16 protein-coding genes are annotated in these 13,988 nt (G+C 27.3%); 12 read left to right on the top strand and 4 right to left on the bottom strand.

Going from position 1 to position 13,988, the window contains the following annotated elements; all coding sequences use genetic code 11:
- Positions 1 to 4 precede the first annotated feature (4 nt).
- Together ABLL_RS12545 and ABLL_RS12540 are read right to left on the bottom strand one after the other, a co-directional pair.
- Entirely contained in the window at positions 5 to 763 is a 759-nt protein-coding gene (locus ABLL_RS12545; RefSeq protein ID WP_014475166.1) for a response regulator, read from the bottom strand.
- Positions 763 to 2,055 carry a sensor histidine kinase gene (locus ABLL_RS12540; RefSeq protein WP_014475165.1) on the bottom strand — a complete coding sequence of 431 codons (1,293 nt, stop codon included), beginning with the start codon at positions 2,053 to 2,055 and terminating at the stop codon, positions 763 to 765. The genes ABLL_RS12545 and ABLL_RS12540 overlap by 1 nt, the downstream gene beginning before the upstream one ends.
- A 137-nt stretch (positions 2,056 to 2,192) precedes the next feature.
- Between ABLL_RS12540 and ABLL_RS12535 the strand changes: the two genes are divergently transcribed.
- The 9 genes from ABLL_RS12535 (at position 2,193) to ABLL_RS12495 (ending at position 9,421) form a co-directional block, all read left to right on the top strand.
- Positions 2,193 to 2,426 (top strand): phenol hydroxylase subunit, encoded by a 234-nt coding sequence (locus ABLL_RS12535; protein WP_014475164.1) that lies wholly within the window; start codon positions 2,193 to 2,195, stop codon positions 2,424 to 2,426.
- A 14-nt stretch (positions 2,427 to 2,440) separates the two neighbouring features.
- A complete protein-coding gene (locus tag ABLL_RS12530; RefSeq protein ID WP_014475163.1) occupies positions 2,441 to 3,433 on the top strand; it encodes a phenol hydroxylase in 993 nt (330 codons plus the stop codon).
- A 17-nt stretch (positions 3,434 to 3,450) separates the two neighbouring features.
- Positions 3,451 to 3,726 carry an MmoB/DmpM family protein gene (locus tag ABLL_RS12525; protein WP_014475162.1) on the top strand — a complete coding sequence of 92 codons (276 nt, stop codon included), beginning with the start codon at positions 3,451 to 3,453 and terminating at the stop codon, positions 3,724 to 3,726.
- 30 nt (positions 3,727 to 3,756) lie between these two features.
- A complete protein-coding gene (locus ABLL_RS12520) occupies positions 3,757 to 5,271 on the top strand; it encodes a YHS domain-containing protein (RefSeq protein WP_014475161.1) in 1,515 nt (504 codons plus the stop codon).
- Between the two features lie 11 nt (positions 5,272 to 5,282).
- Complete coding sequence (locus ABLL_RS12515) at positions 5,283 to 5,642, top strand: phenol hydroxylase subunit P4 (RefSeq protein ID WP_014475160.1); 360 nt, start codon at positions 5,283 to 5,285, stop codon at positions 5,640 to 5,642.
- A gap of 1 nt (position 5,643) precedes the next feature.
- Positions 5,644 to 6,702: an NADH:ubiquinone reductase (Na(+)-transporting) subunit F gene (locus ABLL_RS12510; RefSeq protein ID WP_014475159.1), complete on the top strand. Its 1,059-nt coding sequence runs from the start codon at positions 5,644 to 5,646 to the stop codon at positions 6,700 to 6,702.
- Positions 6,703 to 6,806: 104 nt separating this feature from the next.
- Positions 6,807 to 7,610: a sulfite exporter TauE/SafE family protein gene (locus ABLL_RS12505; RefSeq protein WP_014475158.1), complete on the top strand. Its 804-nt coding sequence runs from the start codon at positions 6,807 to 6,809 to the stop codon at positions 7,608 to 7,610.
- A gap of 124 nt (positions 7,611 to 7,734) precedes the next feature.
- Positions 7,735 to 8,625, top strand: a complete 891-nt coding sequence (locus ABLL_RS12500; protein ID WP_014475157.1) for a DUF6781 family protein — start codon at positions 7,735 to 7,737, stop codon at positions 8,623 to 8,625.
- Between the two features lie 82 nt (positions 8,626 to 8,707).
- On the top strand, positions 8,708 to 9,421 hold the full coding sequence (locus tag ABLL_RS12495; protein WP_014475156.1) for a Crp/Fnr family transcriptional regulator: 714 nt from the start codon (positions 8,708 to 8,710) through the stop codon (positions 9,419 to 9,421).
- Positions 9,422 to 9,429: 8 nt separating this feature from the next.
- On the opposite strand, the gene ABLL_RS12490 is transcribed toward ABLL_RS12495, so the two are convergent.
- Entirely contained in the window at positions 9,430 to 10,191 is a 762-nt protein-coding gene (locus ABLL_RS12490; RefSeq protein WP_014475155.1) for a response regulator, read from the bottom strand.
- Entirely contained in the window at positions 10,188 to 11,471 is a 1,284-nt protein-coding gene (locus ABLL_RS12485) for a sensor histidine kinase (RefSeq protein ID WP_014475154.1), read from the bottom strand. Before ABLL_RS12485 ends, ABLL_RS12490 begins: the two co-directional genes overlap by 4 nt.
- Positions 11,472 to 11,583: 112 nt before the next feature.
- Here ABLL_RS12485 and ABLL_RS12480 point away from each other — a divergent pair, with 112 nt between their 5' ends.
- From ABLL_RS12480 to ABLL_RS12470, 3 genes are all read left to right on the top strand, one after another.
- The gene (locus ABLL_RS12480) at positions 11,584 to 12,525 is read left to right on the top strand and encodes a malate dehydrogenase (RefSeq protein WP_014475153.1); all 942 of its coding nucleotides are present in this window, start codon (positions 11,584 to 11,586) and stop codon (positions 12,523 to 12,525) included.
- A 180-nt stretch (positions 12,526 to 12,705) separates the two neighbouring features.
- Complete coding sequence (locus ABLL_RS12475) at positions 12,706 to 13,014, top strand: 2Fe-2S iron-sulfur cluster binding domain-containing protein (protein ID WP_041654899.1); 309 nt, start codon at positions 12,706 to 12,708, stop codon at positions 13,012 to 13,014.
- Positions 13,015 to 13,034: 20 nt separating this feature from the next.
- The gene (locus ABLL_RS12470) at positions 13,035 to 13,979 is read left to right on the top strand and encodes a catechol 2,3-dioxygenase (RefSeq protein WP_014475151.1); all 945 of its coding nucleotides are present in this window, start codon (positions 13,035 to 13,037) and stop codon (positions 13,977 to 13,979) included.
- Positions 13,980 to 13,988: the final 9 nt, after the last annotated feature.

Below are 13,988 nucleotides of genomic sequence, written 5' to 3'. Positions count from 1 at the left end.
CTATCTAAAAAAGTTCTATTTTATAGCCTGTGTTATTTTGATTTGTAATTAAATCTTTATGAATTTTATTTCTAAGTCTAAATAATACAGATCTAAAAGCTGCATAACCTGCTGGTTCATCTTGCCAAATAGCGTATTCTAATTGTTCTTGAGAAACATTATGACCTGGGCTATCACAAAGATATTTTATAATTTTTGTCTCTTTTGTAGTTAATTTTACAGGTTCATCTCCATAATATAAAATCTCCTTTTCCTTATCAAATAAATATCCATATTTTAGTTGAATAGTACGAGATCTTTGCTCATTGTTTAATTCAAGTTGATGAATTAAAGTTTTGTTTACATTTTCAACCGCTTCAAGTTTTTTTGTTTTTGTATTATCTTGAGCAGATTTTTTTAAAGCTATTTCTATTGCTGCATGTAAATTTGATTTTTTATAAGGTTTTAAAATATAACCATAAGCAAAAGTTTCAGAAGCTTTTTTTATAGTTGCGACTTCAGAATTTGCTGTTAAAAATACAACTGGAGTTGAAGGAATTATATTTTTTAATTCTTTTGCAAGTTCAATTCCTGTCGTAGGTCCTTTTAGATAAATATCCATTAAAATTAAATCAGGAACAATACCTTTTTCCAATATTTTCATAGTTTTACATTTATTTGGTGCAACTCCACAAGGTTCATAACCTAAATCAAGAAGAGTTTCTTTTAAGTTTAATGCAATAATTGATTCATCTTCAACTATTAATATTTTGATTTTATTCATTATTCTTCCTCATCTTTTGAAAATATAATATTACATTCTAAGCCATTATTATTTCTAAATTCAATAATCGCATCTAATTGATCTTCTACTATAGAATGGATTAATTGCATTCCTATTGATTCGCTTTTATACAAACAATTTATATCTTTTAATCCTTCTCCATTATCTCTAATCTTTACATGAATTTTATCTCCTATTTTTTTCATATGAATACAAAGTAGATTTTCTCTATCTTCTTTAAAGGCGTATTTTAGAGCATTTACGCAAAGTTCATGTATTACCATTCCTATTTGAATACATCTATTTGTTGAAAAAATAAGTTTATCTATATGCAAATCAACTTTTAGTTTTGTATTTTGAGAAATATATAATTCTTTTATATCTTGAACTAATCTTTTTATATAATCTTGAAGATTTATATAAGCTAAATTTTCTCCTAAATACAAAAATTCATGTACTAATGCCATTGTGTTGATTCTACTTTTACTTTGTTTTAAAATATATTTTACTTCATCATCTTTTGCACGTCTTAATTGCATAGCTAATAAAGAAGAAATAATCTCCATATTGTTTTTTACTCTATGATGAATCTCTTTTAATAAAATCTCTTTTTCATCTAGGGATTTTTGGAGTTCAATATTCATATCTTTAAATTTTTTATTTATTTCTTGTCTTTGTGAAATATCTCTTCCAAATGCACAAATATAATCTTGATTTCCATATGTAAATCCATGTCCTGAAACTTCAACTGGAAAAATCTCTCCATTTTTTTTCCTTTGACTCGTTTCCAAAATCCAATTCTCTGTATTTTTTATTTTATGCATTATTTCAATAGCAGTTTGTCTGTTAAAATTTATATCCATAACTTCAAGATATTTTCCTAATAACTCTTCTTTTTCATAACCCAACATCTTACAAGCTGCATCATTTATATATACTATTTTTGCATCGATTGTAAACCAATAAATACCATCAACTGAATTATTTAATGCAAATTCATAAGGCATAAGTCTTTCTTTATCTTTCTCTTTTAAATCTTTGTATGATTTATCAATTTTTGAAATTACTTTTTGCATATGATTTAAAATTATAAAAAGTATTAAAACACTAAAAAATAAGAATAAAAATAAAAAATTAAAGAATGAATTATTATTTGTTTGTCCATAAGTAAAATATATATTAAAAAATCTATCAATTGATATTATCCCTATTACTCCTGTTATTAAATAGAAAATAGAAAACTTTACAGGTATGTTTTTATTATTAAATAAATGTTTTTTCATTGAACTCATATATCTATCCTTTTATTTAAATGTATTTTATCAAATTTTAATTTTTTTGCTTTTTTTTGCGAATAATTTGCGATTTAATTTACATAGTATTCCTTTGTTTTAAAAACCAAATTAAGTAATTTAACTAGGAGTTTTTTATGTATGAACTGATGCCAAATGAAAAAAAATTTGTACAAATCATAAATATAAAAGATGATGGATTTGTTGAATTTAATTTTGCAGTAGGTGAAGCTGTGATGAATGTTGAATTACTTTTACCATACAAAGCTTTTATTGAGTTTTGTCAAAACAATAGAGTTTCATTTTTTACAAAAGAGCAAGAAACTGAACTATTAATTGACAATCAAAATTGGAAATATGGGTTAAATTAAACTAAGGAGAAATTATGGAATTAAATATAGCTAGTGTTGAAATAGAACCAAAAAGACATACTTTTGGTCATGTTGCTCAAAGGTTAGGTGAAGATAGACCAGCTTCAAGATATGAAGAAGCTATGTATGATGCACAACCAACTGAAAATTTTCATTATAGACCTCAATGGGAGCCTGAATTTGAAATTTATGATAAAAATAGAACAAAAATCAAAATGAATGATTGGTATGATTTATTAGATCCTAGAAAGTTTCATTATATGTCTTATGTATCAACAAGAGCTTCTCAAAATGCAGCAAATGAACAAAGTTTTGAATTTGTCGAGAAAAGAGGTTTAGTTAATTTTATTAAAAAAGATAATTTACAAAAAGTATATGATTTTTTAACTCCATTAAGACACTATGAGTATGGTGCAAATATGAATAATCTTGCAATTGTAGATAGAGTTTATGGAACAGCTATGATGAGTGCTTGTTTGTTTCAGGCTGAAGATAGACTTGGAATGGCTCAACATATAACAAAAATAATTTTATTACTTAGTGATAATGATGTTTCAAAATTAGATGCAGGAAAAGATGCTTGGCTAAATTGCCCTAATTGGCAAGGTTTAAGAAAAGCAGTTGAGGATTCATTTGTAGAAAAAGATCCAATTAGATTATTTGTAAAGCAAAATGTTGTTTTTGATGCTTTTGTAATTCCTTTGATGATTAATGAATTTTCAAAAGAGTTAGCGCAAAATGATGAGATGACAGTTTCAATGTTAAATGAATTTATAGTTTCTTGGTATGAAGAAACAGTTAAATGGTTAGATAGTGTTATAAAAGTTATGGTTAAAGAATCAGATGAAAATAGAGATTTATTAACTACTTGGGTAAAAGAAGATATTGAAATTATAGAAAATGCAATGGAACATTTATCGACATTTTCAAATAATCCTAAAGAATTAATATCAAGTGTTAAAGCAGAGTTAATAGCTAGATTAAAAAGCTGTGGAATAAATTTATAAAAATAAAAGGGAAAAGTATGTCATCAAGTATAGCATTATTATGTCTTCAAGCAACAGAAGATGGAAGAGCAATAGCAGAAGCAATAAAAGAAGACAATGAGGGTGTAATAATTACAAATAAACCAGCAATGATTCAAATCGAACGACCTGAAAAAATTACTGTAAAAGCTTCTACAGTATCACAAGCTTTAGGAAGAGATTGGGATCCAGAAGAGTTACAGTTAGTACTTATTTCTTTAGGTGGTCAAGTTGAAGAAACAGATGATGAGTTTATCGTTTATTGGAATAATTAATAGATAATTTATATAACAAAGGGAGATATTATGAGTGTAGAACCTAGAAAAAAAAGATTAAATAAAAAAGATGCATATAAATATATGACTAGACTTGGTTGGGATCCAACTTATCAAAAAGAAGAAGATGTTTTTCCTTTTTTAGAAATGGAAGGATTAAAAATTCATGATTGGGAAGCTTGGGAAGATCCATTTAGAATGACAATGGATTCTTATTGGAAATTACAAGCTGAAAAAGATAAAAAACTTTATTCAATCATAGATGCCTTTGCACAAAATAATGCACAAAAAAATATTTCAGATGCAAGATATGTAAATGCATTAAAACTATTTTTAACAGGTGTAACACCACTTGAATATAAAGTTGTTCAAGGTTTCTCTCATGCTGCACGAGCTTTTAGAGGTGAGGGTGCTTCAATTGCTTGTCAAATGCAAGCTATTGATGAGTTAAGACATTTTCAAACTCAAGTTCATACTATGAGTCATTATAATAAATATTTTGATGGTTTCCATGATTATAGTACTATGCATGATAGAGTTTGGTATTTATCTGTTCCCAAATCATTTGGAGATGATGCAAGTACGGCTGGGCCTTTTGAATATTTAACAGCTATTTCGTTCTCTTTTGAGTTTGTATTAACAAGTCTATTATTTGTGCCATTTATGAGTGGAGCTGCTTATAATGGAGATATGGCAACTGTAACATTTGGGTTTTCAGCACAAAGTGATGAATCAAGACATATGACACTTGGGCTTTCTGCTATTAAATTTATGTTAGAACAAGATGCAGGAAATGTTGAAATTGTTCAAAAATGGATGGATAAATGGTTATGGAGAGGTTATAGAATGTTGGGGCTTGTAGCTATGATGATGGATTATATGTTACCTAATTCTCCAACTTCATGGGGTGAAGCAGTTGAGTTATATATTGAACAAAACTGCATGGCACTTTATAAAGATTTAGAAAAATATGGAATTAAACTACCAACAGATTTGATAAATACAATAGTTGCTGAAAAAGGACATTTATCACATCAAGTATGGAATATTTTTTATAACCATACAAATGCAGCTGCATTTCATACATGGATGCCTGATGAAGAAAAAATGAATTGGTTAAGCTTAAAATATCCAGATACTTTTGATAAATATTATAGACCAATGTTTGAAAGATATACAGCTTTAGAGAAAAATGGTGAAAGATTTTATTCAGAAGTTTTACCGCTTGTTTGCCAAACTTGTCAAATTCCATTAGGGTTTACAGATGTTGAAGGCGGAAATCCACATGTTTATACACATGAAACATCTGAATATAATGGTGAGATTTTTCATACTTGTTCAAAAGGTTGTAAACATATATTTGAGGCTCAACCTGAAAAATATATTCAAGCTTGGTTACCGCCTCATCAAATTTTCCAAGGAAATTGTGGGGGAGCTACAATACCAGAAGTATTAAAATGGTACAAAATTGAACACGGCGTTGATAATTTGGATTATGTAGGTTCACCTGATGAAGCTATGTGGAATAAATTAAAAAATAAATAAAAGGAGAAAAAATGGCAATTCAATCAATTGGAGAATATCCAATCATAATGAAAGATAGTGTAGATAAATTTCATGGAAATCAATTAGTGTTCATTTATTGGCATGGGCATAGAGTTGTTTGTTCTCCTAGAGCATTCCCTCTTCCACCTGATATGCCTTTTGGTGCATTAATATCAGATATTATTCCTTTGACATATAAAATTGAACCAGATTTTAAAGATTTAGATTTTGATAAAACAGAAGTTATTTGGGAGATTGATGGAAAAATTGTTACTCCTGATTTCTCAAAAAGTTTAAAAGAAAATGGTGTTGGACATAAATCATTTATTACATTTATAACACCATCTTTAATAGGTAAAGTAGGAGCATAAATTGGCTTGTAAATTAGAAATAGAACCAACAGGTGATGTAGTAGAAGTTCAAGAAGGACAAACCCTTCTTGATGCAGCTTTGCGACAAGGAGTTTATCTTCCTTATGCTTGTAATCACGGACTTTGCGGGACTTGTAAAGTTGAGGTTTTAGAAGGAGAGGTTGATTTAGGTGATGCTTCATATTTTGCTTTGATGGAGAGTGAACGTGAAGATGGATATTGTTTAGCTTGTACAGCAACAGTAGTTGATGATGTTGTTATTGAAGCTGATATTGATGTTGATGTTGATGCTAGAAGTATCAAAGTAAAAGATGTTTGGGGAACAGTTATCAAAAGAGAGATGTTAACTCCAAGAATCTTAGGTCTTTGGATTGAACTTGATGAGGAGTTAGATTTTCAAGCTGGACAATATATAAATTATCATGTTCCAGGATTTGATGAACCAAGAGCATTTTCACTAGCAAATCAACCAAGTACTGGAAAAATAATTGAGTTAAATATTGGAATTATTCCTGATGGTGAAGCAACACCATGGATTCATCAAAATGTAAAAGTTGGTGATAGAAGAAAAATAACAGGACCTTTTGGAAGATTTTTTGTAAAAAGAAGTGCTCAAAAACCAATGATATTTTTTGCAGGTGGTTCAGGACTTTCAAGTCCAAAATCTATGATTTTAGATGAATTAGAAAATGGATGTATCCTACCAATTACTCTATTTCATGGAGCAAGAAATGAAGAAGAGTTATATTATGCGGATATGTTTAGAGATTTAGAAGAAAAATATCCAAATTTTAAATATGTACCTGTCTTATCGAATAATGAAAATTCATTATGGAGTGGAGAAGTTGGATTTACAAATGATGTTGCAAAGAAATTGTATGATAATCAATTTGCTGGAAATAAAGCATATTTATGTGGACCTCCAATGATGAGTGAAGCTTGTATTACAGCCCTTATGCAAGGAAGATTATTTGAAAAAGATATACATACTGAAAAATTCTTCTCAAAAGCTGATTTACACAGTGATAAAGTAAAAAGTCCTCTTTTTAAATCTATATAAAAGATACAATTTTTTTAAATTGTATCTTTCTTCATTTTCTTATTTTGCGTAAAATTTGCGAATTTAATTCTGTATTATTCAATCAAAAACTATAAGGTTGATTTATGTTAGATATGCAAACTATATTTTATTTTTTAGCGCTAGGTTCTTTTGTTGGAGTTGTTTCAGGACTTTTTGGAATAGGTGGAGGAGGAATTATAGTTCCTGTTTTAACAGCTATTTTCTTAGTTCATGGAATTGATGAACACAATGTTGTTCATATGGCGTTAGGAACATCTATGGCTATTATAATTATAACTTCAATTTCAAGTATAAAAGCTCAACAAAAGAAAAAAGCAATTGTTTGGGATGTAGTTAAGATGATGGTTCCAGGAATTTTTGTAGGAACTTTTTTAGCAACATTTATTGCTTCAAAACTTGATTCATTTTATTTATCTATAATCTTTGCTTGTTTTATGTTGTATTCTGCAATTATGATGTTTATAGGTAAAAAACCAAAACCTGAAAATAAAATCTTTACTACAAAAACTCATATATTATCAGGTGGATTAATTGGAGCTTTATCTTCACTTGTTTCTATTGGTGGAGGAATTATGAGTGTTCCTTACTTGTTAGTTCAAAATATAGATATAAAAAAAGCAATTGCAACTTCATCTGCTATAGGCTTACCCATAGCTATTTCTGGAACATTAGGATATATTGTAAATGGTTGGAGTCATACTTCAATGCAGACTTATACTTTAGGTTTTGTATCACTTCCAGCTCTTGTTTGTGTTGCGAGTGCAAGTTATTTAACTGCTCCAATTGGTGTTGCTTTAGTACATAAAATAAATGTAGATTTGATGAAAAAACTTTTTTCTTTGTTACCTTTAGCTTTAAGTATTAAGATGTTGATTTCAGTGTTTTAAAATATACAAATCATTGATTTTAGCTGAAAAATTATAAAATATCTAAATAAAAAGTGCCATTTTTATGGCAAAAAATGTATTCAAATCTAATTATAATATGTCCAAATTAAATAAGGGAGTGATTATGTTAGAAAATATGAAAAATGAAATTTCTATTGGAATATCAAAAATGTGTAAAACTGGAGAAGAAAATACTCAGGAGTTGAAAAATATTATTGAAACAGCTGTTTCAAAAGCTGCAATAAGTACAAAAAAAAATTTAGCAGATATTACTAAGATAATGGAAGAAATTATTCAAGTATCTATAAAAGAATTGGAAAAACAAAATAGCTTAACGAAAAAAAGTATTGACACTATTATAAATGCTACAGTAACTGCTTTTAATGAAAATACACAAGAATTAATAAGTGAAATTGATATGGAACTTTTAAAAACAAAATATAGCTTCCAAGAAAAGCAAGACATTTTATCTATGAAATTAAAAGATAGTATAGATGATGCAATTAAAACTCAAGAAAATATATATGAAAAGATTGTCGAAGCTGTAAAAATTAATACAGAGAAAGCCCTAGAAAAAGGGAAATTAAATGTACAAAAAGTTAAAGAACTATCTGAAGCAACTATTTTAACAGTAATCGAAAGAGCTGAAAGTAATAAAAGTGATATTGAAAAAAGTATAGAAGGTGCAATTGATGGTTTAAAAGAGGGAATAATAAATAGTGTAGAAAATACAAAAATAGAAATCTTAAATGCAAAAGAAAAATCTAATACTTTTATAGAAGAAGAGATAAAAGAAGTTATTTTAAACTTGGAATCTTTAGATAAATCATTTAAAGAATCATTAATAAATACTTCAAATAAAGTAAATAACCTAGCAAAAGAATCTATTCAAAGAAATATTGATGAAATAAAAAATAATTCTAAAAAAACAATAGATGAAGTAACAAAAATTGCAAAAGGTGCAATAATAGGTATGATTAATGGTGCAAAAGATGCAATGAAAAAAGATAAGTAATTAGAACAAATATAGTTATATTCTAATAGAATTTTAGAATATGACTTTTTTATTCAAAAAATTCTATTTAGGATAATTAATAATGAGAAAAAATTCACCAAATTACTTATGTTCTATTGAACTCCTTCAAAGTGTAAATCATTTTAAAGGTATAAAAGATAGTGAGCTTGATAAAATATTGGAAAATTGTACAGTAATGAGTTTGCCAAAAAAATATTTGATTCAACAGTCACTTTTGGAAGAGAATATATTTTTGATTATGAAAGGTAGAGCGAAACTTTCAAAAATAGATTTGAAAAGTGGAAGAGAATGTATACTTACACTTTTAAAAGTAGGAGATTTATTTGATATTGTAACTTTACTTGATATAAAAGATAGAGATATTTCAGTTGAAGCAATTGATGATTTGCAATTATTAAAAATGCCAATAAAAATTGCTCATAATTTATTAGATAGTAATCCTGAGTTCAATAAAAGTTTTTTACCTTATCTTGGTACAAGAATAAGGCAACTTGAAGATTTTGCAACAAATTTAGCTTTATATAATACTAAAACAAGATTAATGAAACTTATTCTAGAAAATTGTGATTATACAGATAAAATAGATAATAGCTATTTAGTAAAATCAATAAATGATTTATCCCATGAAGTTTTAGCTCAAATGTTAGGTTCTGTAAGGAAAGTGATAAATTCAGATTTACAAAAATTAAAAAAAGATAATATTATCACTTCTGTAAGAGGAAACTTACGTATTAAAGATTTAGATAAACTCAAAAATGAAATAAAAAAATCATAAAATTAATTTTATAAAATTTCTATTCTATATCCTATATTTTTTTGATTTATTATCAAATCTTTATGAATCTTATTTCTTAATCTAAATAAAACTGTCCTAAAAGCAGCATATCCAGCTGGTTCATCTTGCCAAATTGCATATTCTATTTGTTCTTGAGAAATATTTTGACCTGGAGTTTTACATAATATTTTAACAATAGCAAGTTCTTTATTTGTTAGTGTAACAGCTTCATCACCAAAATATAAAACATCTTTTCCTTTATCAAATAAATATCCATATTTTAGTTTTACAGTTCTTGATTTAGTTTCATTCTCTAATAAAAGTTGTTGTTCTAAAGATTTATTTATATTTTTAATTGCATCTAAATTTAAACTATTTTTTTTATCTTCATCTGCTTTTTTTATAGCAATTTCAATAGCAGCTTGTAGATGACTTTTTTTATATGGTTTAATTAAATATCCATAAGCTAAAGTTTCAGAAGCCTCTTTTATAGTTGCAAGTTCTGAGTTTGCTGTTAAAAATACAACAGGAGTATTTATTAAAGTCTCTTTTAACTCTTTTGCCAACATAATACCAGTAGTTGGTCCTTGTAAATATATATCCATTAGGATTAAATCAGGAATTTCTTTTTTTTCATTTAAAAGTTTCAATGTATTACATCTATTATTTGAAATTCCATATGGTTCATAACCTAACTCACTTAATACTTGTTTTAAATTTAATGCAATTATAGGTTCATCTTCTACTATCAAAATTTTAATTTTATTCATTTTATCTCCTTCTTTGGAAAAATAATATTGCACTCTAAGCCTTTATTATTTTTAAATTCTATAGTTCCATGAAGTTGAAAATCAACTATGGAATGAACTAATTGCATACCTATTGAGTCAGATTTTTCTAAGGAATTTATATTTTTTAAGCCATCTCCATTATCTCGGATTTTTATATGAATTTTATCTTCAATTAATTTCATATGAACACATAATAAATTATCTCTATCCTCTTTAAATGCATATTTTAAAGCATTTACACATAACTCATGTAACAACATTCCCACTTGAATACATCTATTTATTGAAAACTCCATAACATCGAGGTTTAAATCTATTGTTATATGAGTATTTTGTGAAATATATAACTCTTTTATATCTTCTAGTAATTTTTCTATATATTCATTTACATTTATATAAGCTAAATTCTCTCCAAGGTATAAAAACTCATGAACTAAAGCCATTGCATGGATTTTACTTCGGCTCTCTTTCATTGCATCTTTAAATTTTTTATCATCTGATTTATATGCTTGCATATTAAGTAATGATGAGATAATTTCCATATTGTTTTTTACTCTATGGTGAATTTCTTTTAATAAAATCTCTTTTTCTTTTAGAGATTTTTGTAACTCTTCGTTCATCGTTGTTATTTTATTTCTATTTTTTATTCTTTGAGTCATATCTCTTGCAAAGGCACAAATATACTCTTTACCATTATATGTAAAGGCATGACCTGAAACTTCAACAGGATAAATAGAACCATCTTTTCTTCTATGGGTTGATTCTATTCTCCAGTTAGGAGTATTTTTTATTTCATTCATACATATAGGTGAAGTTTGTCTTGTGAAATTTGGGTCAATATCTTCTAAATACATATTTTCAAACTCTTCTTTTGTATAACCATCTTTTTTACAAGTAGATTCATTTACATAGATAAATTTTCCTTCAAGAGTAAACCAATGTATTTCATCAACTGAATGATCAAGTGCAAATTCATATGGAGCTAATCTATCTTTTTCTTTTAAATCATTGTAAGCTTCTTCTACATTTTTTATAACTTTTTGCATATGATTAATAGTTAAATAGATGATAATTCCTGTGGAAATTATAAAAAATATATTAAAAGTAAAGATACTATTTAAAGAAATAGAATTATTTTCTAAATAGATTTTTATGAATTTATCTAAAAAAATTACTCCTAATAAACCTGTAAAAATATAGGTTATAGAAAATCTTTTTGCCATTTTATTTGTATTTAAAAAAAAGTCCAATTTTATCATTTTACCACCTTTTGTTGATTATAACACAGAAATTTTTTTTTGTTAAATGATGCGAATATTTTGCGAAGTTTTTTATATAAAATGATAAATAATTTTTTTAGGAGTTATTATTTTGGGATACAAAAAAGTTGGAATCGTGGGTATTGGTAATGTTGGTTCTTCTATTGCTTATAATTTAGCATTAAAAAATATATGTAATAAAATTTTATTAAAAGATTTAAGAGAAGATTTTACAAAAGCAATTGCACTTGATATTTCGCAGGCAATTAGTTCAGTAAATTCAAAAACAATAATTGAAGCAGTACATAGTGATGAGAAGTTTAAAGATTGTGATATTGTCATAATAACAGCAGGAATTGCAAGAAAACCTGGTATGAGTAGAGATGATTTACTATTTACAAATGCAAAAATTATGAATTTAATAGTTCAAAATGTAGTTAAATATAATAAAGATGCAATTTTAGTAATTGTTTCAAATCCACTTGATGCTATGGTTTATTCAGCACTTAAAGCTTCTAATTTTCCAAGAAATAAAGTCTTAGGAATGGCTGGAATTTTAGATAGTTCAAGGATGGCATATTTTATAAAAGAGAAAATTGGATATAAAAAAATAGAAGCCATGGTTTTAGGTGGTCATGGTGATGATATGGTTCCTCTTATAAAAGAGACAAAAGTAGATGGCGTTCCTTTAGATGAGGTTTTAAATGAAAATGAGATAAAGAACATTATTCAAAAAACCAGAAATGGGGGAATAGAAATAGTAAAATTATTACAAACAGGATCTGCTTATTATGCTCCTGCTCAAGCAACTGTGCTTATGGTAGAATCGATTTTAAAAGACAAAAAACTTACTTATCCTTGTGCTATTGAGTTACAAGGTGAATATGGATACGAAAATGTAGTAACAGGTGTCCCTATAGTTTTAGGTAAAAATGGTGCTGAAGAAATAATTGAAAAAAAACTCTCTAAACAAGAAAAAATTGACTTTAATAATTCTGTTAATTCAGTAAAAACTCTAATAAAAAAACTAAAAGAAAATATCTTAAACCAATGAATTAAAGGGAAAGATATCTTTCTTTTCCCTTTCTTTTTCCAATTTTTATAAAATCTTATTTTTTGCGATTAATCTGCGAATTTTTTAAAGTAAAGTTCAAATAGTTAAAAGGTAACTTTTACTTCGCACAGCAATTTTGATAGTTTCAACTTTGTTGTAAATTTAAATAAAAGGATATTTGTGAAGCATAATATCTTAGTGAAAAATAAAGATAAAGAGAGATCTTGTAGTGAGGATAAAAATCTTATGAGTTCATTATCTGTTTGTACAGATCTTGTACCAAGAGGATGCCATAATGGTGCTTGTGGTGTTTGTAAGATTTTGGTACATAATGGTGATTATGAAAAAACGAAAATGAATAGAAAACATATTTCAGAAGAGGAAGAAGATTCTAATATAGTTTTAGCTTGTAGAACTTTTCCAAAAAGTGATATGGAAATTGAGTTTATTTCAAAACCAAAAACACAGCTTTATACAATAGGCAATTAATTTATAATAAAGGATAGAAAATGGGAATTATGAGAATAGGACATATTGATATAAACGTACTTGATATAAATGTATCTAGAGAATATTATGTAAATATTATGGGAATGAATATAACTAGAGAAGATAGTGATGGTACATTGTATTTGAAATGCTGGGATGAGTGGGATAAATATAGCTTGATTTTAAGACCAAGTGATGAAGCAACATTTAATCGTGTAGCTTATAAAGTAAAAAATGATTCAGATATTGATGATTTAAAAGAAAAAATCGAAGCATATGGAATTGAAACTGAAATTTTACCAGAAGGAACTATTGTTGAATGTGGAAGAGTTCTAAAATTTAATGCTCCAAGTGGACATGAATTTAACTTATATGCTCATAAAACTTTTTTAGGTAAAGATGTTGGTTCAACAAATCCAAGACCTTGGCCTTTTGAAGGTAGAGGAATAAAAGCCCATTGGATTGATCATGTTTTATTAATGTGCCAAGGACCAGAAGGGGTTATGGCTTCAACTAAGTTTTTTCAAGAAGTTCTAGAGTTTGATTTAGCAGAACAAGTGACAGTTGGACCAAATGGTTCATTACAAGCTGCAACTTGGTTGTCAAGAACTTCAACTCCTCATGATGTTGCATTTGTTGCAGGTCCAGAAATTGGTATGCATCACTTTGCCTTTTTCTTAGATGGATGGAATGATATCTTAAGAGCAGCAGATGTTATGGCTATGCATAATGTAAAAATTGACGTGACACCTCAAAGACATGGAATTACAAGAGGAGAAACTATTTATTTCTTTGACCCATCTGGACATAGACTTGAAACATTTGCAGGACTTGGATATTTAATGCAACCTGATATGCCAACTATTACATGGACAGAAGATGAGTTATGGAGAGGAATTTTTTACCATACAGGTCAAGAAAATGGTGCTTTTACAACAGCATATACACTTTCAGCTTATAAATAATTAGGATCT

Source organism: Arcobacter sp. L, assembly GCF_000284235.1.
Classification (GTDB): domain Bacteria; phylum Campylobacterota; class Campylobacteria; order Campylobacterales; family Arcobacteraceae; genus Aliarcobacter; species Aliarcobacter defluvii.
The sequence above is the reverse complement of the archived record's forward strand: the minus strand, read 5'-3'. Positions and strand labels throughout refer to the sequence as shown.

Coding starts and splice junctions, on each gene's coding strand:
- ABLL_RS12470 (WP_014475151.1), top strand. CDS start 13,035: ATGGGAATTATGAGAATAGGACATATTGATATAAACGTACTTGATATA.
- ABLL_RS12515 (WP_014475160.1), top strand. CDS start 5,283: ATGGCAATTCAATCAATTGGAGAATATCCAATCATAATGAAAGATAGT.
- ABLL_RS12485 (WP_014475154.1), bottom strand. CDS start 11,471: ATGATAAAATTGGACTTTTTTTTAAATACAAATAAAATGGCAAAAAGA.
- ABLL_RS12540 (WP_014475165.1), bottom strand. CDS start 2,055: ATGAGTTCAATGAAAAAACATTTATTTAATAATAAAAACATACCTGTA.
- ABLL_RS12520 (WP_014475161.1), top strand. CDS start 3,757: ATGAGTGTAGAACCTAGAAAAAAAAGATTAAATAAAAAAGATGCATAT.
- ABLL_RS12530 (WP_014475163.1), top strand. CDS start 2,441: ATGGAATTAAATATAGCTAGTGTTGAAATAGAACCAAAAAGACATACT.
- ABLL_RS12490 (WP_014475155.1), bottom strand. CDS start 10,191: ATGAATAAAATTAAAATTTTGATAGTAGAAGATGAACCTATAATTGCA.
- ABLL_RS12545 (WP_014475166.1), bottom strand. CDS start 763: ATGAATAAAATCAAAATATTAATAGTTGAAGATGAATCAATTATTGCA.
- ABLL_RS12500 (WP_014475157.1), top strand. CDS start 7,735: ATGTTAGAAAATATGAAAAATGAAATTTCTATTGGAATATCAAAAATG.
- ABLL_RS12535 (WP_014475164.1), top strand. CDS start 2,193: ATGTATGAACTGATGCCAAATGAAAAAAAATTTGTACAAATCATAAAT.
- ABLL_RS12495 (WP_014475156.1), top strand. CDS start 8,708: ATGAGAAAAAATTCACCAAATTACTTATGTTCTATTGAACTCCTTCAA.
- ABLL_RS12525 (WP_014475162.1), top strand. CDS start 3,451: ATGTCATCAAGTATAGCATTATTATGTCTTCAAGCAACAGAAGATGGA.
- ABLL_RS12505 (WP_014475158.1), top strand. CDS start 6,807: ATGTTAGATATGCAAACTATATTTTATTTTTTAGCGCTAGGTTCTTTT.